The organism is Streptomyces sp. NPDC004658, assembly GCF_040609555.1.
Taxonomy (GTDB): Bacteria; Actinomycetota; Actinomycetes; order Streptomycetales; family Streptomycetaceae; genus Streptomyces.
This window is the reverse complement of record NZ_JBEXKG010000019.1, coordinates 32,644-54,824: the sequence shown is the minus strand read 5'-3', so window position 1 is coordinate 54,824 and position 22,181 is coordinate 32,644. Positions and strand designations below refer to the sequence as shown.

17 protein-coding genes and 3 pseudogenes are annotated in these 22,181 nt (G+C 74.4%); 10 read left to right on the top strand and 10 right to left on the bottom strand.

What is annotated here, in order from left to right:
* Positions 1 to 257: 257 nt before the first annotated feature.
* Positions 258 to 2,309 carry a bifunctional glycosyltransferase 87/phosphatase PAP2 family protein gene (locus ABZV94_RS10320; protein WP_356339278.1) on the top strand — a complete coding sequence of 684 codons (2,052 nt, stop codon included), beginning with the start codon at positions 258 to 260 and terminating at the stop codon, positions 2,307 to 2,309.
* Between the two features lie 757 nt (positions 2,310 to 3,066).
* Here ABZV94_RS10320 and ABZV94_RS10315 read toward each other — a convergent pair.
* Positions 3,067 to 3,507: pseudogene (locus ABZV94_RS10315) on the bottom strand (steroid 3-ketoacyl-CoA thiolase); the annotation flags it as partial.
* On the opposite strand from ABZV94_RS10315, the pseudogene ABZV94_RS10310 reads away from it, so the two are divergent.
* Positions 3,508 to 3,763, top strand: a pseudogene (locus tag ABZV94_RS10310) (cytochrome P450); the annotation flags it as partial.
* 14 nt (positions 3,764 to 3,777) lie between these two features.
* Here ABZV94_RS10310 and ABZV94_RS10305 read toward each other — a convergent pair.
* From ABZV94_RS10305 to ABZV94_RS10275, 7 genes are all read right to left on the bottom strand, one after another.
* Positions 3,778 to 4,470, bottom strand: a complete 693-nt coding sequence (locus ABZV94_RS10305; protein ID WP_356339275.1) for a YoaK family protein — start codon at positions 4,468 to 4,470, stop codon at positions 3,778 to 3,780.
* Positions 4,471 to 4,872: 402 nt separating this feature from the next.
* Positions 4,873 to 5,286 (bottom strand): transglycosylase SLT domain-containing protein, encoded by a 414-nt coding sequence (locus ABZV94_RS10300; RefSeq protein WP_356339274.1) that lies wholly within the window; start codon positions 5,284 to 5,286, stop codon positions 4,873 to 4,875.
* 333 nt (positions 5,287 to 5,619) lie between these two features.
* Positions 5,620 to 6,456, bottom strand: coding sequence for an ECF transporter S component (locus tag ABZV94_RS10295; protein ID WP_356339272.1), 837 nt, complete (start codon positions 6,454 to 6,456; stop codon positions 5,620 to 5,622).
* Positions 6,453 to 8,273 (bottom strand): ATP-binding cassette domain-containing protein, encoded by a 1,821-nt coding sequence (locus ABZV94_RS10290; protein ID WP_356339270.1) that lies wholly within the window; start codon positions 8,271 to 8,273, stop codon positions 6,453 to 6,455. Before ABZV94_RS10290 ends, ABZV94_RS10295 begins: the two co-directional genes overlap by 4 nt.
* The gene (locus ABZV94_RS10285) at positions 8,270 to 9,376 is read right to left on the bottom strand and encodes a CbiQ family ECF transporter T component (protein ID WP_356339327.1); all 1,107 of its coding nucleotides are present in this window, start codon (positions 9,374 to 9,376) and stop codon (positions 8,270 to 8,272) included. Before ABZV94_RS10285 ends, ABZV94_RS10290 begins: the two co-directional genes overlap by 4 nt.
* A gap of 55 nt (positions 9,377 to 9,431) precedes the next feature.
* Positions 9,432 to 10,067, bottom strand: a complete 636-nt coding sequence (locus ABZV94_RS10280; RefSeq protein ID WP_356339267.1) for an SCO2322 family protein — start codon at positions 10,065 to 10,067, stop codon at positions 9,432 to 9,434.
* Positions 10,064 to 11,263 carry a prenyltransferase/squalene oxidase repeat-containing protein gene (locus tag ABZV94_RS10275; RefSeq protein ID WP_356339265.1) on the bottom strand — a complete coding sequence of 400 codons (1,200 nt, stop codon included), beginning with the start codon at positions 11,261 to 11,263 and terminating at the stop codon, positions 10,064 to 10,066. The genes ABZV94_RS10280 and ABZV94_RS10275 overlap by 4 nt, the downstream gene beginning before the upstream one ends.
* A gap of 641 nt (positions 11,264 to 11,904) precedes the next feature.
* On the opposite strand from ABZV94_RS10275, the gene ABZV94_RS10270 reads away from it, so the two are divergent.
* Genes ABZV94_RS10270 through ABZV94_RS10255 form a run of 4 tightly spaced genes read left to right on the top strand, consistent with a single transcriptional unit; the run spans position 11,905 to position 15,718 of the window.
* On the top strand, positions 11,905 to 12,498 hold the full coding sequence (locus ABZV94_RS10270) for a helix-turn-helix transcriptional regulator (protein ID WP_356339263.1): 594 nt from the start codon (positions 11,905 to 11,907) through the stop codon (positions 12,496 to 12,498).
* Positions 12,491 to 13,120, top strand: a complete 630-nt coding sequence (locus tag ABZV94_RS10265; RefSeq protein ID WP_356339261.1) for a hypothetical protein — start codon at positions 12,491 to 12,493, stop codon at positions 13,118 to 13,120. Before ABZV94_RS10270 ends, ABZV94_RS10265 begins: the two co-directional genes overlap by 8 nt.
* Positions 13,120 to 14,328, top strand: a complete 1,209-nt coding sequence (locus tag ABZV94_RS10260) for an MAB_1171c family putative transporter (protein ID WP_356339260.1) — start codon at positions 13,120 to 13,122, stop codon at positions 14,326 to 14,328. The genes ABZV94_RS10265 and ABZV94_RS10260 overlap by 1 nt, the downstream gene beginning before the upstream one ends.
* Positions 14,321 to 15,718 (top strand): FAD-dependent monooxygenase, encoded by a 1,398-nt coding sequence (locus tag ABZV94_RS10255; RefSeq protein ID WP_356339258.1) that lies wholly within the window; start codon positions 14,321 to 14,323, stop codon positions 15,716 to 15,718. Before ABZV94_RS10260 ends, ABZV94_RS10255 begins: the two co-directional genes overlap by 8 nt.
* 66 nt (positions 15,719 to 15,784) lie before the next feature.
* Here ABZV94_RS10255 and ABZV94_RS10250 read toward each other — a convergent pair.
* Positions 15,785 to 16,808 (bottom strand): annotated as a pseudogene (locus tag ABZV94_RS10250) (MBL fold metallo-hydrolase).
* A 166-nt stretch (positions 16,809 to 16,974) separates the two neighbouring features.
* Between ABZV94_RS10250 and ABZV94_RS10245 the strand changes: the two are divergent.
* Positions 16,975 to 17,838, top strand: a complete 864-nt coding sequence (locus tag ABZV94_RS10245) for a tetratricopeptide repeat protein (protein WP_356339255.1) — start codon at positions 16,975 to 16,977, stop codon at positions 17,836 to 17,838.
* Between the two features lie 256 nt (positions 17,839 to 18,094).
* Here ABZV94_RS10245 and ABZV94_RS10240 read toward each other — a convergent pair whose 3' ends face one another.
* The gene (locus ABZV94_RS10240) at positions 18,095 to 18,724 is read right to left on the bottom strand and encodes a TetR family transcriptional regulator (RefSeq protein ID WP_356339253.1); all 630 of its coding nucleotides are present in this window, start codon (positions 18,722 to 18,724) and stop codon (positions 18,095 to 18,097) included.
* Between the two features lie 221 nt (positions 18,725 to 18,945).
* Between ABZV94_RS10240 and ABZV94_RS10235 the strand changes: the two genes are divergently transcribed.
* Genes ABZV94_RS10235 through ABZV94_RS10225 form a run of 3 tightly spaced genes read left to right on the top strand, consistent with a single transcriptional unit; the run spans position 18,946 to position 22,153 of the window.
* Positions 18,946 to 20,346: a glycosyltransferase family 4 protein gene (locus tag ABZV94_RS10235; RefSeq protein ID WP_356339251.1), complete on the top strand. Its 1,401-nt coding sequence runs from the start codon at positions 18,946 to 18,948 to the stop codon at positions 20,344 to 20,346.
* Positions 20,340 to 21,086, top strand: coding sequence for a class I SAM-dependent methyltransferase (locus ABZV94_RS10230; protein WP_356339249.1), 747 nt, complete (start codon positions 20,340 to 20,342; stop codon positions 21,084 to 21,086). Before ABZV94_RS10235 ends, ABZV94_RS10230 begins: the two co-directional genes overlap by 7 nt.
* On the top strand, positions 21,083 to 22,153 hold the full coding sequence (locus ABZV94_RS10225) for a prenyltransferase/squalene oxidase repeat-containing protein (RefSeq protein WP_356339247.1): 1,071 nt from the start codon (positions 21,083 to 21,085) through the stop codon (positions 22,151 to 22,153). Before ABZV94_RS10230 ends, ABZV94_RS10225 begins: the two co-directional genes overlap by 4 nt.
* Positions 22,154 to 22,181: the final 28 nt, after the last annotated feature.

Below are 22,181 nucleotides of genomic sequence, written 5' to 3'. Positions count from 1 at the left end.
GCCATTCCGGCAGCTCGATGTGATCCTTCTCGCGCCCCCGGGGTGCAACCGGGCGGATCCCGGCCCGTGGCCCTTCGTATCCGGACCGTGGCCTCTCACCCCCGGACCGTGGCCTTTCGGACAAAAGCAGACCGACGTCAGGTGAATCGGGGGTTGCCCGCGTCCCTCTCCCCGGGGGCTGCGAGTCTCAGAGGAGCGCAGAGGGGCACCCGGCGCACACCGGCGTCGGGGACGACGGGGCGGGAGGCCGACGAGGCGTGGCGAACGTGGAGCACAGCGGGCGACCGGCGGACGTCTTCGGAAGAGCGGCGGTCGGGGCGCGGCTGCACGCCACCCGGCTCGCGCTGTGGGCGGTGGCCGCGATCCTCGCCGTACGGCAGGTGGCCGCCGTCCTGACCACCCCCAGCGGCGAACGGCTCACCGACCTGGAGACCTGGGTCGGCCCCGAAGGCGTCCTGCACGTGAACGGCTCGATCTACGACTCGACGCGGTTCACCGGCACCCCCTTCGGCGGCCTGGTCCTCAAACCGCTCACCCGCTCGGCCGAGGCCGCGCTCGGCTGGGGCTGGACCTTCGGCACCCTGCTGCTCGTCGTCGCCCTCGGCCTGGTCGCCGCCCGTGCGCTGCCCCAGCCGGTCAGCCGGCGCACCTCACTGCTGGCCGCGCCGGTCGCCATCAGCCTGCTCATGCTGTCCCTGCCGGTCCGCACCACCCTGTGGCTCGGGCAGACCAGCGTCATCCCGGTCCTGCTCGTCCTGCTCGGCTGCTTCACCGTACGCGGCGAACGCGCGAGCGGCCTGTGCGTGGGCCTGGCCGCCGCCCTCCAGCCGACCGTGCTGCTCTTCACCCCGCTGCTGTGGTTCACCGGCCGCCGCCGGGCCGCCCTCACCACCGCCGGCACCTTCGCCGCCTGCACCGCGCTCGCCTGGGCCGCGCTGCCGCACGACTCCCGCACCTACTGGGTGCACCACATGGCCGGCGTCGGCCTCGGCGGCAACGCCGACGCCCTCGCCAACCAGTCCCTGCACGGCGCCCTGCTCCGCCTCGGCCTGACAGGCCCCGCGGAGATCGCCCTCTTCCTCCTCCTCGGCGCCGGCGTCGCCGCCCTCGCCCTGCGCCGCGCGATCCGCTACGCGCACGACGGCCAGCTCCTCCTCGCCGTCGCCGTCACCGGCTGCGCCGCCGTCGCCGTCTCCCCGACCAGCTGGCAGCACCAGCTGCTGTGGGTGCTGCTCGCGGTGGTCGGCCGGGTCGGCAGGCGGGCCTCCGACCGTTACGTCTGGCCGGTCGCGGTCGTCCTTGTCACCACCCTCCCGGCGCAGATGATGCTGCCGCACATGCCGGTGGTGTACCCGCTGCGGGACAACCTGGTCCTGCTCGCGGCCCTGGCCGCCGCGACGGCCGTGCCCTTCCTGTCCCGCACGTCGCCGTACTACCGGACCCCGGTACCGGCCGAGTACGCCCCGCAGCCCCCGGCCCGCTTCCGCCGCGTCCCGCTGCTGCCCTTCCTGCGCCGGGTGCTCACCCGCCCCAACCTCCTTCTGGAACTGCTCCTCCTCCGCGTCACCTACGCGGCCTACCAGCAGGTACGGCTGGCGGCGACCGGCGGCACCAACTCCGGGGGGCGGGCCACGGCCGAGCGGCACGGCCACCTGGTCCTCGACGCGGAACGCTTCCTCCACATCGACATCGAGCACGCGGTCAACCACGCCGTGGTGAAGATCGACTGGCTGCGGGACTTCTTCGGCTTCTACTACGAGTCCTTCCACTTCGTCGTCCCGCTGACCGTCCTCGGCGTGCTGTACTGGCGCCGCCCGGCCGACTACCGCTGGGCCCGCGCCTCCCTCGGCTTCGCCACGCTGCTCGCCCTGATCGGCTTCTGGCTATTCCCGCTGGCCCCGCCGCGCCTGATGCCCACGCTCGGCATCATCGACACCGTCCACGGCGTCCAGGACTTCTCCAAGCCGGACTACGGCACCCTGACCGCCCTCACCAACCAGTACGCGGCGATGCCGTCCCTCCACTTCGGCTGGTCCCTGTGGTGCGGGGTGGTGATCGCGGTCATCGCCCCCAAGTGGTGGATGAAGGCGCTGGGCTTCCTGCACCCGCTCCTCACCGTCTCGGCCATCGTCGCCACCGGCAACCACTGGGTCCTGGACGCGGCAGGGGGCGCGGTGGTGGTCGGCACGGGCTTCGCCTTGTCGTACGCCTTCCAGGGCCCGCGAGCCGGGGTGCGGACCGGGGTGGAGGGGGCTGGTGCCGTTGCCGGGGCGAGGGAGGTCGGGTGTGTGGACGTCGGCGGTAAGTGACCGTGGGGCCGCTCGCTTCCCGGCCAGTGTCGGGCTTCCGCGGTCCGCGTCAAGGGCGCTGCGCGTCGCCTTCGGCCCACCCTTGACCCGGCCCAGCGAGCGAGCGGCCCGGAAAGGCGGTGGCCCCGACCGGTACCGGGCCCTGGGGCCGGCCGGGTGCGCATCGTCGGCGGGGGTGCGCGGTCGCGCCTCGCCGGCACGCCGGGCCGGTTCGGCGGCTCTCCGTCAGGGGTGGGGTGGTCGGGTGGCGGGTGCCCGACTGAGTCCCTGAGGCGGTGATTGGCGGATTTGTGCCAAGGGTGCTGGCCAATGGGCAGGTCACCGGGTCGGTCAGCCGGTAGGGGTGGCCCAAATCCGCCAATCGCCGGGGCCGTGTGACCGCAGGGGCGCATGGGACGCCTCCGCCCACCGTCCCGCTCCACTCCAGCCGCCCCCGCCCCCGGCTCCCACCGGCCGCAGGCCGCCGAGCCTGCCCGGCGTGCCGGCGAGGCGCGACCGCGTACCCCTGGTGCCGGGGCGTGCTCGGCTCGGCTGAGGGCCCGGTACCGGTGAGGGGCCACTTTCCTCGGGGCCGCCCGCTCGCTTCTCCCTCGTGCTGGAGTGAGCCGAGTCAAGGGTGGCCCGGAGGGCCATCGCCGAAGGCGACGCGGAACGCGCCCTTTACTCGGGTCGCGGAAGCACGACACTGGCGAGGAAGCGGGCGGCCCAACGGCAACCGCTCAGCCGACGCCCCGCCTCCGACCCCCGACGCCCCGCCTCCGCCGCCCGCGCACATCGTGATCAGGGCGAACTCCCTGTCCGTGCGTTCCAGTTCGTGCAGGGCCGTCGTGATCAGGCGGGCGCCCGTCGCGCCGACCGGGTGGCCGAGAGCGATCGCGCCACCGTTGACGTTGACCTTCTCCAGGGTCTGGTCGAAGACCCGCGTCCAGCTCAGTACGACGGAGGCGAAGGCCTCGTTGATCTCCACGAGGTCGATGTCCTTCAGGGACATGCCCGCCTTGCCCAGCACCGCGCGCGTCGCGTCGATCGGGCCGTCCAGGTGGAAGTGCGGGTCGGCGCCCACGAGGGCCTGGGCGACGATCCTCGCCCTCGGCTTCAGCTTCAGGGCGCGGGCCATCCGTTGGGACGCCCACATGATCGCCGCCGCGCCGTCGGAGATCTGCGAGGAGTTGCCCGCCGTGTGCACGGCCTTCGGCATCGCGGCGTACTGATCGAGAAGGGCGACCGGGTCGGCCTGTTCTACGCCTCGGCCAACCACGACCCCGAGGTCTTCACCGACCCCGACACCTTCGACATCACCCGTGACCCCAACCCCCACCTGGGCTTCAGAGATCGACCTCATCTTCAACGCCGTCGCCGACGCCATGCCGGACCTGCGCCGGGCCTACGGCCCCCGCCGGCTGCGTTCGGCCTGGATCAACGGCGTCAAGGAACTCCGGGTCAGCGCCGGGTGACGGGACCGGCCGCCTCATTCCCGGCCCGAGGCCACCACCGCCAGTGCCCCCGACACGAGTGCCGCCAGCAGCAAGGGCAGGCCGAGGCCCCGGTGGAGGACCAGCCAGGCGCCCAGGTAGGCGCCGGCGGCCATCGCGAGCACCGAGGCCCCGCGGCGCCGAGTGCCGTGGCTCGTGGCGTCGCCGAGGCGGGACTCGGAGGCCAGGCCGGTCAGGGTCATCGTCACGACGGTGGTGGTGATCAGGTCGGGCACGCGCAGCTTGCGGACCGTCGCGGTGCGCAGGCCCATCGCGAAGGCCGTGATGCAGATCAGGGCGGCCCGGGTCCCGGCGGTGCCGGCCGGCCAGGCGAAGGCCACGGCCGCCGCCACGCCGATCAGCGCCGCCTCCGCCGCGAGGGCCAGCCGGGTCGAGCGGCGGCGGGAACCCCGGCCGAGGCGGCCCGCCACCCGGCCGCCGGTCACCGCGCCCAGCAGGAAGCAGACCAGGGACAGGGTCGCGTGGCGCACGGAGAACCCCGGGGCGCCGGCCGCGGCGAAGCCCAGGATGACCACGCTGCCGGTCACGTTGGCGGTGAAGACCCGGCCGAGGCCCAGGAAGCTGACGGCGTCGATCAGCCCGCTGACCACGGTCAGCGCCAGCAGAACGGTCACCAGTCGCAGTCCGCGCGTCTCCGGGTCCCGTACCGGCGGCGTCGGCGTCGTCATCGTTCCTCCGGAGGGGCAGGAGGTGGAGAGAAGTCCACCCGGCGCGCGAGAAGTCCACCCGAGGACGGGCAGGGCTCTCGGATGTCCGGGCGCAGCCTGCGTCCGCAGCGTTCGGGACATGACTCAGGACACGCGCAACACGGGGGAAAAGCAGCCCGGTCGGCCCAGCCGTGGCCCGGAACCGCCTGCGCCCTCTCTGAGGCCGGCGTACCGATCGGCACCCCCCGGACATGCGCGCGCACCCTCGCCCGGCGGGGGGGCGAGGGTGCGGGTGCTGGAGGTGGGACCGGTCGGCCACTTCGGGTCGGACCGGGCCGCGGCGGCCGGCGTCGCGCGCTGGTTCGGCGAGGGCGCGGCTCGGTGAGGGGCGGCCGGACGGCCGGTGGTTCGCAGCCGGGTGGCTCAGTACCAGCCGTTGGCCTGCCAGAAGTTCCAGGCCTTGACCGGGCTGCCGTAGCGGGAGTTCATGTAGTCCAGGCCCCACTTGATCTGGGTGGCCGGGTTGGTCTTCCAGTCGGCGCCGGCGGTGGACATCTTCGAGGCCGGCAGGGCCTGGACCAGGCCGTAGGCGCCGGAGGAGCTGTTGGTGGCGGCGGGGTTCCAGCCGCTCTCGTGCTCGACGATCTTGCTGAAGGCGTTGAACTGCGCGGCGTCCGGGATCATCCGGTGCGCGATCGCCTGGGCGGAGGAGGCCGAGGTGGTGGCGGCCTGGGCGGGCGCCGCGGTCAGAGCCATGCCGGCGGTGGCGGCGGCCAGGGCGGCGGTGGTGAGGGCCTTCTTCGGGGAAGCGATGCGGCGGATGAAGGAGACGGACACGGAGAACCTCTTGCGTCGGGGACGGGGGATCGCCCGCATGGGAAGGACCACGGGGTGTGGCCTCATGCGGCGGCGCCGCGGCCCGGGTGGGCTCGTGGCGCCTGGCGACGTCGTCCAGAGAAACAGGCCCGGAACCCGTCCGCAATGACCCCTTTTACTAGTTGTGGCCGGATCGGCGGCAAAGGTCGGCTGTGTGATCTGGGTCGCAAAGCGCAGGTCAGAAGGGGTGCACGAATGGATGTATCGGACAAATGGGTCTACTGTTCCGGGTCGTAGGTGACGTGCGTCATGTGGGGCGCTTCACCGGCCCGCTCACGGCGAGCGAACCGCTCCTCACTCAGCGGGACCGTCGAATGTGACCGCGGTCTCGAAAGCGGCCCGCCGCGTGGCCCGGCGCAACGCCCGCAGCACCGCCGGACCGAGGACGACGGTCAGCACGACCGTGCACAGCGCCCGGCCCAGGTCCCAGCCGAGCGAGGTGGCCAGGCAGTACGCGACGAAACGGGCCAGGTTCTCGGCCACCGGCGCACCGCCCTGGAAGGAGATGTTCGAGGCCGCCGCGCCCAGGAAGGGCCAGCCGGCCAGGTTCATGCACGTGCCGTACGCGAACGCGGCGAGGAAGCCGTAGCCGGCCAGCAGCAGCAACTCGCCACGACCACGCAGCCGGACCGGCCCGGGCAGCAGACCCGCGCCCATGGTGAACCAGCCCATCGACAGCATCTGGAACGGCAGCCACGGCCCGACCCCGCCCGTGAGCAGCGCGGACGCGAACATCGTCACCGAGCCGAGCGCGAAGCCGAACCCCGGCCCGAGCACCCGCCCGCTGAGCACCATCAGGAAGAACATGGGCTCCAGCCCCGCCGTGCCCGCGCCGATCGGCCGCAGTGCCGCGCCCGTCGCGGCCAGCACCCCCAGCATCGCCACGGCCTTCGGCCCGAGATCCGACTCCGAGATCGTCGCCGCGACCACCGCCACCAGCAGCACCAGCAGACCGGAGAACAGCCAGGGCGCGTCCTGGGCGTGGGCGTTCAGCTGGGAAGCGGGCGGGGCGAGGAAGGGCCAGCCGAAGGCGACCACACCGACCGCGCTGGTCAGCGCCAGCGCGGCGAGCGAACGGGGGCCGAGGCGCACGGCGTGCGTCCGTGCGGCGGTGCGTGTGCCGCGGCTCACGCCAGCGCCTCCCGCACCTGCGCCACCGTCAGCCACCGCTGCGGTGCCAGGATCTTGGTCACCTGTGGTGCGAAGGACGGGGAGGACACCACGATCTCGGCCGTCGGGCCGTCGGCGATCACCTCTCCCTCGGCGAGCAGCACCACCCGGTGGGCCAGCTCGGCGGCCAGCTCCACGTCGTGCGTGGCCAGCACGATCGCGTGCCCCTCGGCCGCCAGATCGCGCAGTACGGCGACCAGGCGGGCCTTGGCCGCGTAGTCCAGTCCGCGCGTCGGCTCGTCCAGCAGGAGCAGCGGAGGGCGGGCGGTCAGCACCACGGCCAGCGCGAGCGCCAGGCGCTGGCCCTCCGACAGATCACGGGGGTGGGTGTCGTCCGCGACACCCGGCAGCAGCTCGGACACCAGGGCCCGGCAGGTGCCGGGCGCCGCCGCCGCGTCCCGGTCGGCCGCCGCGCACTCGGCGGCGACGGTGTCGGCGTACAGCAGGTCGCGCGGCTCCTGGGGGACCAGACCGACCCGGCGGACGAGGTCCCGGGGCGGGGTGCGGTGGGGTATGGCGCCGCCGACGTCGACCGCCCCGGAACCGGGCGCCACCAGGCCGACGAGCGCGCCGAGGAGGGTGGACTTGCCGGCGCCGTTGCGGCCCATGAGCGCGATGGTCTCGCCGGGGGCGACGGTCAGGTCGACGTCCCGGAGGGCCTGGACGCGGTCGCGGCGGACGGAGAGGGCCCGGACCTCGGCGACGTGCTGTCGCGGCGCGTGCCGGGCGGGGGCGGGGCGGCGACGGAAGAGAGCACGACGGGCGGGGGTGCCGGGTGCCCGGTGCGGGGGCCGGCCGGATCCCGCTTGCCCGCGCGGGCGGGCTGCCGCGGCCACGCCCACCCCCGCCACCCCGGCGGCACGACCGCCTGCGGCTACGGCGGCCGGACCCCCCGGAGCCGGGGTGGTGGGGGTGTCCGCGGCTGCGGCGGGTGCGCCAGGGGTGTCCGCGGGTGCCGGCGCGGTGGACAGGCGGGTGCGGAGGGCGGGGGCCCGACGGCGGGCGTCCCGGACGGTGAGGGGCAGCGGGGACCAGCCGGCCAGGCGGCCGAGGGCCACCACCGGGGGGTAGACGGGGGACACGGCCATCACCTCGGCCGGGGGGCCGGTGACCGGGGCGGCGCCGGGGGCCGGGAGGAGGACGACCCGGTCGGCGTACTGGATGACCCGTTCCAGGCGGTGCTCGGCCATCAGGACCGTCGTCCCCAGGTCGTGCACCAGCCGCTGCAGTACGGCCAGCACCTCCTCGGCGGCGGCCGGGTCCAGCGCCGAGGTCGGCTCGTCGAGGACCAGCACCTGGGGGTGCGGGGTGAGGACCGAGCCGATCGCGACCCGCTGCCGCTGTCCGCCGGACAGCGTGGCGATCGGGCGGCCGCGCAGTCCGGCGAGGCCCAGCAGGTCGAGGGTCTCCTCCACGCGGCGCCGCATCACCGCCGGGGCGAGCCCCAACGACTCCATGCCGTAGGCGAGTTCGTCCTCCACGGTGTCCGTCACGAAGTGCGCGAGCGGGTCCTGGCCCACCGTGCCGACCACATCGGCGAGTTGACGCGGCTGGTGGGTGCGGGTGTCCCGGCCGGCCACCGTCACGCGACCCCTCAGGGTGCCTCCGGTGAAGTGCGGGACCAGCCCGCTCACCGTGCCCAGCACGGTCGACTTGCCGACCCCGGACGGCCCGGCGAGCAGCACCAGTTCGCCCTCGGGCACCTCGAAGTCGACGCCGGCGACGGTGGGCCGGGCCGCACCCTCGTACGTGACGCTGACATCCTCGAAGCGGATCACGACGGCTCCCGGGGGACGGCGAAGGCGGGCAGCAGGGCGAGCAGCACGGCCACGGCGGGCCAGAGCGGAAGCGTGGGGGCGACCAGGGGCACGACACCGGGGTGCAGCGCCCGCGGATCGCGGACGGAGGCGAGCGTGAGCAGCGCGGCCACCGCGGCACCGGAGCCCGTGACCAGCCAGGCGCGCGGGCCCCACGGGTCCGGGCGGTAGCGGGTGCGCAGGGAGCGCCGGCCGCCCAGCCGCAGCCCCGCGAGCGCGGCGGCGGCCCCGGCGAGCAGGACGGGAAGCCCGTACGCGCCCCCGGCCGCCGTCAGCAGCCCGTACGTGCCCGCGCACACGCCGAGCAGGCCGCCGAGGGTGAGCGCGGCCGTGGTACGGCGGACCCGGGCGGGAACGTCGGCGGTACGGCCGTAGCCGCGGGCCTCCATCGCCGCGGCGAGCGCGACCGAGCGCTCCAACGCCCCCTCCAGGACCGGCAGTCCGACCTGGAGCAGGCCCCGGACACCCCGGTCCGGACGGCCGCGCAGGCGGCGGGCGGCGCGCAGCCGCCGCACGTCGGCGATGAGATGGGGCGCGAAGGTGAGGGCGACGACCACGGCCACGCCCGTCTCGTACAGGGCACCGGGCAGGGACTTGAGGAGGCGGGTGGGGCTGGCGAGGGCGTTCGCGGCCCCGACGCAGATCAGGAGGGTGGCGAGCTTCAGGCCGTCGTACGCGGCGAACACGACGGCCTCGGCGGTGACCCGGCCGCCCAGCCGGATGCCCTGCGCCCAGTGCGGGAGCGGGACTTCGGGGAGCGTCAGGAGGACGTGCGTGCCGGGGATGGGGGAGCCGAGCGCCACCGCGAACAGGACGCGGATGAGGAGGACGGCGAGGGCGAGCCGCACGAAGGCGCTGTAGGAGCGGGCCCAGGGGGCGGGGGAGCGGTGGGTCGCCACGACGTAGGCGGAGGCGGATATGAGGAGGGCGAGGAGCAGCGGATTGGTGGTGCGGGTGGCGGCGACGCCGAGGGACACCGCCCACAACCACCAGGCACCGGGGTGCAGGGAGGCGAGGTGCGGGCGCCCGGAAGGGACGCGGGGCGCCGTCCGCTGCGCGGCCACCGTCACGCGGCCGCGGTCGGCCGCCGCACGCCCGGACCCGCGGGACTGCGTCAGCTCACCCGGACTCATCGCGCCGCCGACGTGCCTGCCACACCGCCGCCCCCGCCAGCAGGACGACCACGCCCGCGCCGATCGGCAGACCCAGCGAGGGCCCGCCGCCGGACCCGCCTCCACGGTGCTCGCCCTCGGCGGAGACCTGCTCGCCGCACCCCTGGCGCGGATACCCGGCGATGGCGCACAGCAGGGCGTTGGTGTCGTACCGGAGCGGCTTCGCCACGGCGGCCAGCGCGTCCGCGGCGGTCGCGTCGGGCCGCACCCGCACGCACGCGGTACGGCGCGCCGGCGGGGTCTCGCCGGAGGGCGCGTCCGACCGCGTGCCGAAGTCGAGGACCAGGCCCACCCGCTTCGTGCCCGACGTGGCCGGCGTGCCGGCGCAGATCGTGTCGAAGTCCGCCGTACCGCGCGGCCGGCTGGCGTCCGCCGAGTCCGCGCTCACCGCGAACCGGAAGCCCTGGACCGTGCCGTCGTCGGGGCGGACGAAGGCCGGGCCCTGGGTGGCGTACGTCCAGTGGCCGCCGGTGCGCTCCCAGAAGGACCAGTAGCGGTAGCCGGTGGCACCGGACGGTCCGGCGGAGGCGAGGAGCAGCAGCGCGGCGACGAGCACCGGCAGGGTACGGCGGACGGCGGTCACGGCTGCCGCTTCTTCCGGCCGCTGAGCAGGAAGCCGATGCCGACGCCGGCGACGAGGCCGACGCCGACGATCCACCAGACGCTCGTGCCGGAGCCGTCGTCGGACTTCTCCTCGTGCTCGGCGGAGTCCATGTGCGGGGCCGGGCCGAGCGCGTTGAGGGAGCGGACCAGGCTGGTGCCGCCGAAGTCGCCCGGCTGCTGCCCGAGCGCGTGGGCGGCGAGGATCAGCTGGGCGTACGCGGCCGGGCCGTTCTGGGTCGCCCACGGGCCGGCGTTCTTCTCCAGCCAGGCGTAGGCCTTCTTCGCCGGCTCGGTCCGGCCGTCCGCGGCGAGCGCGACGACGGCGTCGGCGGTGTTGCCGAAGTCGGGCTGGTCCTCGGCACCGGGCAGGGTGGACTTGAGGTGGCCGGTCCCGGCGACGGCCGCCGCCAGGTAGGCCCCGGCGTTGTCGGCGACCTGGGTGCGGCTCTCGGCCTTGGTGCAGGTGTCCCGCGCGGGGGCCTTGCCGGCCTGCGCCACGAAGCCCTTGCCGAGGGCGCCGAGCAGGCCGGCCGCCGTCGCGTCCGCGTTGGCGAGCAGCTTGCCCTTCTTGTCCGGCTGGTAGGCGAAGGCGCCGCCGCCGTCCTGGTCGCAGGGGATGGACCAGGCGGGCAGGGCGTCGTAGGGGGACTTGCCGGACTTGCGCACGTCCGCCGGGTCGGTGCCGGCCGCGGCCAGCGCGCCGATGACGACGGAGGTGGAGTTGGTGTCGCTGGGGCCGCCGGGGTAGTAGCCCCAGCCGCCGTCCTCGTTCTGCACGGACTTCAGCCAGTCCACGGCCTTGCCGACGGCGATGCCGTGCCCGTCGGTCGCGGCGAGGGCCTGGACGGCGGCGGCCGTGCTGTTGGTGTCGGCTTTGACCTTGTCGTCGCACGGCTTGGCGGGGGCGGCGCGGAACGCGGCGAAGGAGCCGTTCGCGCACTGCTGGCCGGTGAGCCAGTCCACGGCCCGCGCGGCCGGCCGGTAGCCGAGGGTCCGCTGGGCGAGCAGCGTCAGCGACTGCCGCCACACGCCGTCGTAGGTCGGGTCTCCCTTGCCGTACAGCCCGGACGGGACCGTCACCTTCGGCGACGGGGACGGTGCGGCGGCCGTGGCGGGCGCGGCGGCGGCCAGCACGCCTACGGCGGCGAGAGCCGCGGCGCTGCGGCGGACGTTCATGGTCGGCGACTGCCTCTCCTGCGGGGAACCGGGCAGCGCACGGGTGACACCCCGGGCGGCTCGGCTCCGTAGACCTCGACGGTGCCGTGCGCGGCGGGCCGCCGCACACGCGAGCCGGTCAACGTCCCGTCCGGGGCGATCCGGCTCACCGCCTCGCTGGCGGCACACGGATGGGGGTGCCCCCGGCGCGAGCGCAGCCGAGAGTCGGGAGAGGGTCAGCGCCGGAATTGCACCGGCTTCCCCCCGTACGGGTGTGATGACGACCCCGCCACTTTACCGGCCGCCTTGAGCGGGCTGAGGGGTGGCTGTGCGCACAGGGGGGTGGTGACGGGGGTCACGGCCACGAGGGCTTCGGAGGAGATGCGGTCACCGGGAGCGCTGCGCCTTGACGGGCCGACTTCACGGGTGCCCGCGGGCCCACAAGGAGACGCCCCGGGTGCCGCTCCCCCATAGGCGGCACCCGAGGCGGGTCGGAATCTTGCTCTCCGTGCGGTGATCCTCACCCACCGCGCCCCTAACTGTCAACGATAGCTGCCTAATTAGGCAGGGAGCGTTGTCACGTCTGGTCGCCGAACGGGCGAACGGGTAGCCTCGCCGTCAGCCCAGCCACCGAACGGACGACACGCCCAGGGGGGACCTCGGTGAGTGACGCGTACGCCTCGCTGGCCGATGCCCTCGACCGGCTCGGCGAGTTGACCGGCCGTCCCGGCCGGCTGCCGGAGGCCTTGGACGTGGCCGGTCTCTCCCACCGCACGGGCATCCCCGTCGGCGTCGTCGTCGACCTGCTCTCCGGCGGTCGCGCACCCGAGACGGGCCTGGCCGAACGCGTGCGCCAGCGGCTGGACTTCATACGGGAGACCCGGCGCCGTCCGGACGGCAAGCGGTACTCGCTGGACGAGCTGGCCAGGATCGCCGGAACCAGCCGGCAGTGGCTGAGCGAGTGGCGCAAGAGCGGGATGCCGAGCCTGGAACACGCCGACCGGCTGCGCCGGTTCTTCGGCCTGCCCGCCGGCTTCTTCACGGCGGACGAGCCGGAGGCGCTGCACGAGGCGCTGCAACCGGTGCTGAAGAGCCTGGAGGCGGAGGCCGACCCGCTGCTGCGGCTGCGCGAGAGCGGGCTGGTACGACTGGCCGCCCGCGCCCCGCAGATGAACGCCCGCCAGCTCGCCACCCTCGCCGACCTGGCCGAGATGATCATCGCCTCCGAGCGGGCGGAGGACGCCGGGCGTGCCTGAACCGAGCGGCAAGGCTCCGAAGCCGGCGCCGTACCCGCGGTCGGCGCCGCTGTCCAAGCACTTCAGGTCCCCGAGACGCTTCCTCGACCGGCTCGTGCGCGACACGGTCCGCACCCTCACCCCGCCGACGGGCCCGGAGGCGTTCCTGCACGCGCTGTGCGCCACGCTCAGCCCGCAGCTCGACCGCCCGGTCCGGCTGAAGTTCGTCGCCTTCCCACCGGGCCTGGACGTCTCCGGGGTCACCCTCGCCCGGGACGAGGACTACATCGTCGTGGTCGAGGACCGGGCCCCGGACCCGCACAAGTTCGTCATCGCCGGCCACGAGATCGGGCACATCCACTACGGCACGCTGGACGTGCACTACCCGTCCGGCCTGCCCGCCGCCGCCCGTCGGCTGCTCTCCCGCGCCGAGGACGACGTCCCGTGGGACCGGGTGGTCGCCATGGCCACCCGGTCGCCCGCCGCGGCGGCGGCCGAGGCCGAGTGGGAGGCCGAGGAGTGCGGGCTGCGTCTGGCCGCGAAGTTCTCCAAGGTCGTCGGGCCGGGTGCGGCGGGCCGGATGACCCAGGACACCCTCACCGACCGGCTGTCGTCCTCGCTGGGCAACATCGGCGGGCCCTGATGCGCTGGGACATCGCCGGTTCCTTCGCCGCCTACGCCGTCCCGGCCGCCCTGCTCGCCGTGGCCTTCGTCATCAAGCTGCCGCTGCTCCGGCGGGCCTGGCAGGACCCGATCCTGCGGGCCACCGCCCTGCTGCTCGGCATCGGCGCGGTCTGCTTCGCCTCGCTGCCACCGGCCAACCTGCACCGCATCAACGTCCTGTCCGGCATCCCCAACTTCGCCGGGCTGTGGGTGTACTCGCTGCTGACCGCGTATTGCGGTGCCTGCCTGTGGCTCATCATCACCTGGCGGGAGCCGCCGTCCGCCGTGCGCCGCCGGCGCACCCGCCTGGTCTGGGTGGCGTACACCGTCATCATCGTCGGCCTGTGGACGACGTTCCTGCTCGGCGACCACCGGGCGGAGCGCACGCGGGACCTCGACACGTACTACGCGGGCACGCCGTGGATGCGCGAGTTCGTGCTGCTCTACCTCGTCGCCCACCTGGTGTCCGCGCTCGTCGCGGCGGGCATGCTGTGGGCCTGGTACCGGGAGGTCGAGGAGGCCTGGCTGCGCCGGGCGGTGATCTTCCTCCAGGTGGCCTACGCCCTCGGGCTCCTCTTCGACGCCGCCAAGCTCGCCGCGATCGGCGCCCGCTGGAGCGGCCGGAACTGGGACTGGCTCTCCACGTACGCCGCCCCGCCGTTCGCCATCGCCGAGGCGGTGCTGGTGGCCGTCGGCTTCATCGCCGGGCAGGCCGGGCCGTGGGCGACGGAGCACCGGAGGCTGGTGCGCACCCACCGCCGGCTGAAGCCGCTGTGGCAGACCATGCTGGCGGTCACCGCGCCGGCGGCGCCCGCGACCGGCCGGGTCAGCGGTGCCGCCCTCCGTCTGGAGCTGCGCCGGGCCGCCATCAACGACGGGCTGCTCAAGCTCGCCCCGCACCTGTGCGCGACGCGGCGCGAGCGGACGCGGACGGCGGCGACGGCGGCGGGCTACCCGCGGTCCGTGGCGCGGGGCATCGCGGCGGCGGTGGACATCCTCGTCGCGGCCGACGCGCTGCACGCGCCCGCGGACCGCGCCCGTCCGCTGCCGGCCGGGCGGGCCGGGGCCGCCTTCGTCCCCGACAGCGAACTGGAGTCGGTCGCGCACGCGTTGCGGAACCACGCGGCGGCCATCGAACGGTTCCGCCGGCAGGCGGTCGCCACGGAAGGTCTCACCTCACATGCCTGACATGCCCACCGCCCGCCGTACCGCGCTCGTCATCGGCGGCAGCACGGCCGGCATGCTCGCCGCGTCCGTGCTCGCCAGCCGCTTCCACGAGGTGACGATCGTGGAGGCCGACCGGCTGCCCGAGGGCCCCGAGCCGCGCAAGGGCCTGCCCCAGGCCCGGCACGCCCATCTGCTGTGGTCCGGCGGGGTGGCCGCGCTGGAGGAGCTGCTGCCGGGCGTCACCGGGGAGCTGACCGCACGGGGCGCGGGGCTCATCGGGGTGATGCGGGACCTGGTCAGCAAGGCGCCCTCCGGGCAGTGGTTCCGGCGCTTCACCGACTCCCGGCACCACATGATCGTGTGCAGCCGGGACCTGCTGGACGCGGTGGTCCGCGCCGACGTCCTCGCCGGGCGCCGGATCACCCTGCGCGACGGGATCCGGGTGGCGGGTCTGACCGGCGACCGCCGGCGGGTGACCGGCGTCCGCCTGCCCGCGGGTGACACGCTGCACGCCGACCTGGTGGTCGACGCGAGCGGGCGCGGCTCCCAGGCGGACGCCTGGCTGCGGGCGCTGGGCCACGCGCCGGTCGAGGAGCGGGTGGTCGACGCGGGCGTCGCCTACGCCAGCCGCGTCTACGCGGCCCCGGACGCCGCGGCGAGGCTGCGCTACCCGGTGGTGAACGTGCAGGCCGACCCGCGCGACGCGCCCGGCCGGGGCGGGGTCGTCGTACCGATCGAGGGCGACCGCTGGCTGGTCACGCTGTCCGGCACCCGGGGCGGTGAACCCTCCGCGGACCCGGACGCGTTCGAGCACTTCGCGCTCACGGCCCTGAAGGACCCGGTCATCGGCAGGCTCCTCACGCGGGCGAAGCCGCTGACCGACCCGGTGACGACCCGCAGCACGGCCAACCGCCGCCGCTTCTACGAGAAGGCCCGGACCTGGCCGGAGGGCTTCGCCGTCCTCGGGGACGCCGTCGCCGGCTACAACCCGGTCTACGGCCACGGCCTGTCCGTCGCCGCGCAGAGCGCCCTCGCCCTCGGCCGGACCCTCGACCGGTACGGCCCCACCGCCCCCGGCACCGCCCGCCGGATCCAGCGCGCGGTGGCCCGGCCGGTGGGCAACGCGTGGAACCTGGCGGTCGGCCAGGACGCCTACTACCCCGGAGCCGCGCCCCAGCCGCCGACCCCCGTCGAACGCCTCCTCACCGCCTACGTCGACAAGGCGGTGGCCGCCGGCTCCGAGAACCCGCACGCCCTGCGCGGCCTGCTGGACGTCATGAGCCTGCGCACCCCGGCGGCCCGCCTCTTCGCCCCCGACATGCTCTGGACCCTCTGCTTCGGCACCCGCAAGGGCCCCCTGCCGGGGCCGCCGCTGACACCGGCGGAACGGGAGGCGGCGGGGCTGGACTGAGGGACCGACGGCTGCGGCCGATGGGGTGGTCGGGCCGTCGTGGCCGGGGCCGGCCCGGGCCGCGGGTCACACCGCCACGTACGCCACCGGCTCGCTCCCCGGTACCGGTTCCGCGCGGCCCGGTTTCACCAGGCGGCGCAGGTGGGACTCCGCCTCCGAGACGGCGATGGTGCGGGAGCCGTGGGGGATGTCGGGCCAGGGGCGGTTCCACTCCATGCGCTCGGCGAGCTGCCAGGGGGTGAGGGGCTCGGCGAGGAGGGCGAGGAGGCCGGCCAGGCGGCTCTCGTGGTGGTCGAGCAGTGCCCGGACGCGGCCGGGGGCGTCGGTGAAGGGGTGCTGGTGGGCCGGGAGGACCTCGGCGGGGGTGAGCCGGCCGATCCGCTCCAGGGAGGCGAGGTAGTCACCGAGGGGGATCGGTGACCGTCGCGTCGTCGGGGTCCTCGTACAGGCCGATGTGCGGGGAGATCTCCGGCAGCAGGTGGTCGCCGCTGAACAGGCGCCCGTGGCCGGGCAGTCGCGCCGGGTGCTCCTCCTCCAGATGGAGGCAGACATGGCCCGGAGTGTGCCCGGGGGTCCAGATCGCGCGCAGCCGCCGTCCCGGCAGGTCGAGCAGCTCGCCGGGGACGGTCTCGCGGTCCGGCAGGGCGGGGGAGAGGCCGGGCAGGGCGCGGGCGCGGGGGGTGCGCAGCGGCGCCACGTGCTCCTCGGGCGCCCCGGCCGCCGTCAGCTTGGCCGCCATGTACGACAACCACCGCTCCGGCCGGGTCTGCGCCGTCCGCCGCACGATCGCCGCGTCGGCCGCGTGCAGCGCCACCCAGGCGTCGGACGCCTCGCGGACCCGCGCCGACAGGCGGTGGTGGTCGGGGTGGTGGTGGGGGATGACGACGCCGTGGACCTCCCCGACCGCCGTACCGCAGGCCGCGAGCCCCGCCACCAGGGTGTCCCAGGAGCCGGGGTCGTCCCAGCCGGTGTCGATCAGCACCGGGCCCCGGCCGGTGTCCACCACGTACACCAGCGTGTGGCCGAGGGGGTTGTCCGGGATGGGCACCCGGACCGACCGTACGCCCCCGCCGTGATCGAACGCCGTCACCGTCCGGTCTCCGCCCCTCCGCCCGCCCGTCCGGCTGATCACCACCGCGACCGGAGGGAACAACCCGGCGCTGCGTCACCCTTGTCACAGCCGGGTCCCCGCGGGCGGCGGGGTACGCTCCTGCGGTTCCGGTGTACCGCGACATGGCGAGCAGGGTGGGAAAAGAGTGCACAAGTCCGAGGCCAAGCAGTTGATCGACCAGGCCTACGAGGCCTGGGACGCCGAGGACTGGCTGACCGCCGCCGGGCTGTTCGAGCGGGTCCTCGCGCACTACCCGGACGAGCCGAAGAGCTCGGTGTGGTGGTACGACGCCGCGCTCGCCCACAAGTTCCTGCGCAACTGGGGGAAGGCGTACGAGCTGGGCCGCGAGGCCGCCGCCCGGGCTCCGCGGGGTGAGGGCGATCCGGCGTACTGGAACCTCGGCATCGCGGCGACCGTCCAGCGTGACTGGGCGACGGCCAGGGACGCCTGGGAGGGGTTCGGTATCCGACTCCCGCCGGGTGAGGGCGAGATCAACGGGCGGTTCGGGCCGGCGTGCGTCCGGCTGGACACGGGCGGGGAACGGGAGGTCGTCTGGATCGACCGGCTCTGTCCGACGCGCGGCCGGGTGGTGAACGTGCCGGTGACCGGCGGACGCCGCTTCGGTGAGATCGTCGTCCACGACGGGGAGCCGAAGGGGCGGCGGGTCGTCGAGGGGCGCGAGTACCCCGTCTTCGACGAACTCCTGCTCTTCCAGGCCTCCGACCTGCCGACGCTGACCGCGACGGTGCACGCGGGCGAGGTGGCCGACCTCGACGCGCTGGTCGAGCTCTTCGACCGGCACGGCTACGGTGCCGAGCCGGCGAGCGGCTTCGAGGTGCTGTGCGCCTGTTGCAGCGAGGGCACGCACGAGCAGGAGCGGAAGGCCCACGCGGGTGCGCAGCGGGTGTCCTTCGCGGCGCCCGAGGAGGAGGCCCGCCGGCTGCTCGGCCAGTGGGCGGCGCAGACGCCGGTCGGCCGGAGCTGGAGCGGGCTGGCCCCGGTCGGCTGAGTCCTCCACCTCATTGTGGCGAATTGGTCGGAAATGGGGGGTTCCGTCGGCCGGTATCCGTTCTATCCTGGTATTGGCCTACGAGGCGAGTGAGGGAGTCCGACCGGAGTAGCCGACTCAGGCGGGATGCGCAGGCATCCGCCCGGGCCGACAGCGACGGTAGGGCTGAGAGGCCGGAAGGCAGCAGTCAGGCCGGACGGCGACCCCCATTACCTGATCCGGACCATACCGGCGAAGGGAACCCGTCTCGTAGGTCTTACGCGTGCCCCGCCCCGTGCCCCTCCGGCTCCGTCAGGTCGATCAGCCGGCACACGGTCTCGATGTCGATCTTCACCTGGGCGATGGAGGCGCGGCCCGACAGCCAGGTGATGAGGGCCGAGTGCCAGGTGTGCTCGATGACCCGGACCGCGGAGAGCTGCTCGGGGGTGGGGTCCGCCTGCCCCATGGCGTCCAGGATGATCGCGGTCGTCTGGCGGGAGACCTGGTCGACCTCCGGCGAGACGCCGCGGTCGGCGAAGGTGAGGGCGCGGACCATCGCGTCGGCCAGATGCGGCTCGCGCTGCAGGGCCCGGAAGGCCCGCATCAGGGTCTCCGCGACCCGCTCGGCGGCGGTGTCGCCCGCCGGGGGCTTCTTGCGCAGGGTCCCGTGCATGTGCTCCAGCTGGTCCTGCATGGTGGCGACCAGTAGATGCACCTTGGACGGGAAGTAGCGGTACAGCGTGCCGAGAGCCACCTGCGACGACTCGGCCACCTCACGCATCTGCACGGCGTCGAACCCTCCCCGGCTCGCCAGCTGCGCGCTCGCGTGCAGGATCCTGCGACGGCGGGCCTCCTGCCGCTCGGTGAGGGGCGAGGCCGGACGCGAGGTGCTGGCTTCCGCGGGCATGGGTCCCCGTTCCGTGACAGTCGGTGAGGCCGTCTGTTGGGCTCGTGATCGGACAGCATGGCAGGGCGGCGCGCCGTGGCGCGAATCACCTGATCCACTGCTCACAGCGCCCCTACCTGCCGGTAGATTCAGAGGCTCTTGAACGATCAAGTCTGAAACTTGTTCTAGATTAGCGTCCCGTCGTAGTCTCGCGGGACAGTGCAGGCAGAAGGGGGCACGGAGTGACCGCTGAGGCCCGGGAAGCGGGTGCCGACCAGGAACCCGCTGCCGACGGCGGACGACCGCTCGACATCGCGCTCCTCACCTACAAAGGGAACCCGTTCTGCGGGGGCCAGGGTGTCTACGTACGACACCTCTCGCGCGAGCTGGCCCGCCTCGGCCACCGCGTGGAGGTCATCGGCTCCCAGCCGTACCCCGTCCTCGACGAGGGCCACCCCGGCCTCACCCTCACCGAGCTGCCGAGCCTCGACCTCTACCGCCAGCCCGACCCCTTCCGCACCCCGAAGCGGGAGGAGTACCGGGACTGGATCGACGCCCTGGAGGTCGGGACCATGTGGACCGGCGGCTTCCCCGAGCCGCTGACCTTCTCGCTGCGCGCCCGCCGGCATCTGCGCGCCCGGCGCGGTGAGTTCGACGTCGTCCACGACAACCAGACCCTGGGCTACGGCCTGTTGGGCGACCTCGGCGCGCCCCTGGTCACCACGGTCCACCACCCCATCACCGTGGACCGGCAGCTGGAGCTGGACGCCGCCGACACCTGGCAGCGCCGCTACTCGGTGCGCCGCTGGTACGCCTTCACCCGCATGCAGAAGCGCGTCGCCCGCCGGCTGCCCTCGATCCTCACCGTCTCCGGCAGCTCCCGCCAGGAGATCGTGGACCACCTCGGCGTCCGTGACGAGCGGGTCCACGTCGTCCACATCGGCGCCGACACCGACCTGTTCGCGCCGGATCCGGCCGTCCCCGAGGTGCCGGGCCGGATCGTCACCACCTCCAGCGCCGACGTGCCGCTGAAGGGGCTGGTGTTCCTCGTGGAGGCGCTCGCCAAGGTGCGCACCGAGCACCCCGCCGCCCACCTGGTCGTCGTCGGCAAGCGCCCGCAGGAGGGCCCCGTCGCCCAGGCCATCGAGCGGTACGGCCTCGAAGGCGCCGTCGACTTCGTCAAGGGCATCTCCGACGCCGAGCTGGTCGACCTGATCCGCTCCGCCCAGGTGGCCTGCGTGCCGTCCCTGTACGAGGGCTTCTCGCTGCCCGCCGCCGAGGCCATGGCCACCGGGACCCCGCTGCTCGCCACCACCGGCGGCGCGATCCCCGAGGTCGCGGGCCCGGACGGCGAGACCTGCCTGGCCGTACCGCCCGGTGACGCGGGGGCGCTGGCCGCCGGGCTGAACCGGCTGCTCGGGGACCCGGAACTGCGGGCGCGCCTCGGCCACGCGGGCCGCCGGCGGGTGCTCGACCGCTTCACCTGGGCCCGCGCAGCCGAGGGCACCGTGGCCCACTACCGCGAGGCCATCGCCCGCTCCGCGGGCCACTCCCCGAGCCGCTCCGCGGCCCGGACCCCCGGCCGCTCCGCGGCCCCGGCAAGTGTTGCAGGCGTCTCCTCCGAAAGCAGGGCCACGTGCTGACCGTCGACTTCTCCCGGTTCCCGCTCGCCCCCGGCGACCGTGTCCTGGACCTCGGCTGCGGAGCCGGCCGGCACGCCTTCGAGTGCTACCGGCGCGGCGCCCAGGTCGTGGCCCTGGACCAGAACGGCGAGGAGATCCGCGAGGTCGCCAAGTGGTTCGCGGCGATGAAGGAGGCCGGGGAGGCCCCGCAGGGCGCCACCGCCACGGCCATGGAGGGCGACGCCCTCGCCCTGCCGTTCCCCGACGAGTCCTTCGACGTCGTCATCATCTCCGAGGTGATGGAGCACATCCCCGACGACAAGGGCGTGCTCGCCGAGATGGTCCGCGTGCTCAAGCCGGGCGGGCGCATCGCGATCACCGTGCCGCGCTACGGCCCCGAGAAGGTCTGCTGGGCGCTGTCCGACGCCTACCACGAGGTCGAGGGCGGCCACATCCGCATCTACAAGGCCGACGAGCTGGTCGCGAAGATCCGCGAGGCGGGTCTGAAGCCGTACGGCAGCCACCACGCGCACGCGCTGCACTCGCCCTACTGGTGGCTGAAGTGCGCGTTCGGCGTCGACAACGACAAGGCGCTGCCGGTGCGGGCGTACCACAAGCTGCTGGTCTGGGACATCATGAAGAAGCCGTTCGCCACCCGGCTGGCCGAGCAGGCCCTCAACCCGCTGATCGGCAAGAGCTTCGTGGTCTACGCGACCAAGCCGCACCTGCCGCGGCTGTCCGAAGGGGCGGCCGCCGAGTGACCACCCCCCGGACAGAACACCTCGTCCTGCCCGGGGTCCTCACCGCCGAGCAGGCTGCCGCGACCGTCGCCGGCATCCTGGCCGTGCAGCGGGAGGACGGCGCGATCCCATGGTTCCGCGGGCATCACCTCGACCCGTGGGACCACACCGAGGCCGCGATGGCCCTGGACGCGGCCGGTGAGCACGACGCCGCCGAGCGGGCGTACGGCTGGCTCGCCCGGCACCAGAACGAGGACGGCTCCTGGTACGCCGCCTACGCCGACGGCGCCCACGACGCGATCACGGACCGCGCCCGCGAGTCGAACTTCGTCGCCTACATAGCCGTCGGCGTCTGGCACCATTACCTGTCCACCGGCGACGACACGTTCCTGGACCGCATGTGGCCGACCGTGTACGCGGCCGTCGAGTGGGTGCTGCGCCTCCAGCAGCCCGGGGGGCAGATCGGCTGGCGCCGCGAGGACGACGGCACGCCGGCGACGGACGCGCTGCTGACGGGCAGCTCCTCCATCCACCACGCCCTGCGGTGCGCGCTCGCCATCGCCGAGGAACGGGAAGAGCCGCAGCCGGACTGGGAGTTGGCCGCCGGCTCCCTCCGCCACGCGATCCGCCGCCACCCGGAGCGCTTCCTGGACAAGGACCGCTACTCGATGGACTGGTACTACCCGGTCCTCGGTGGCGCGCTCACCGGAGCGGAGGCCAAGGCCCGCATCGAGGCCGGCTGGGACCGGTTCGTCGTCCCCGGCCTCGGTGTGCGCTGCGTGGTCCCGAACCCCTGGGTGACCGGCGGCGAGTCCAGCGAACTCGCCCTGGCCCTGTGGGCGATGGGCGAGTCCGACCGGGCCCTGGAGATCCTCCAGTCCATCCAGCACCTGCGGGACCCGGACAGCGGCCTGTACTGGACGGGCTACGTCTTCGACGACGACGCCGTCTGGCCCCGCGAGCTGACCACCTGGACGGCCGGCTCCCTGCTGCTGGCCGTGGCCGCGCTGGGCGGCCACGACGCCACGTGCGCGGTGTTCGGCGGCCAGCACCTGCCGGCCGGCCTCGACCCGGACTGCTGCGGCTGACCCCGCCAGGGGCCGGCCCGGCCGGCCG

Bases quoted from the DNA above. Each gene is read 5' to 3' on its own strand.
- ABZV94_RS10305 (WP_356339275.1), bottom strand. From the start codon at position 4,470: ATGACGACGCCGACGCCGCCGGTACGGGACCCGGAGACGCGCGGACTG.
- ABZV94_RS10275 (WP_356339265.1), bottom strand. From the start codon at position 11,263: ATGAACGTCCGCCGCAGCGCCGCGGCTCTCGCCGCCGTAGGCGTGCTG.
- ABZV94_RS10260 (WP_356339260.1), top strand. From the start codon at position 13,120: ATGCGCTGGGACATCGCCGGTTCCTTCGCCGCCTACGCCGTCCCGGCC.
- ABZV94_RS10255 (WP_356339258.1), top strand. From the start codon at position 14,321: ATGCCTGACATGCCCACCGCCCGCCGTACCGCGCTCGTCATCGGCGGC.
- ABZV94_RS10240 (WP_356339253.1), bottom strand. From the start codon at position 18,724: ATGCCCGCGGAAGCCAGCACCTCGCGTCCGGCCTCGCCCCTCACCGAG.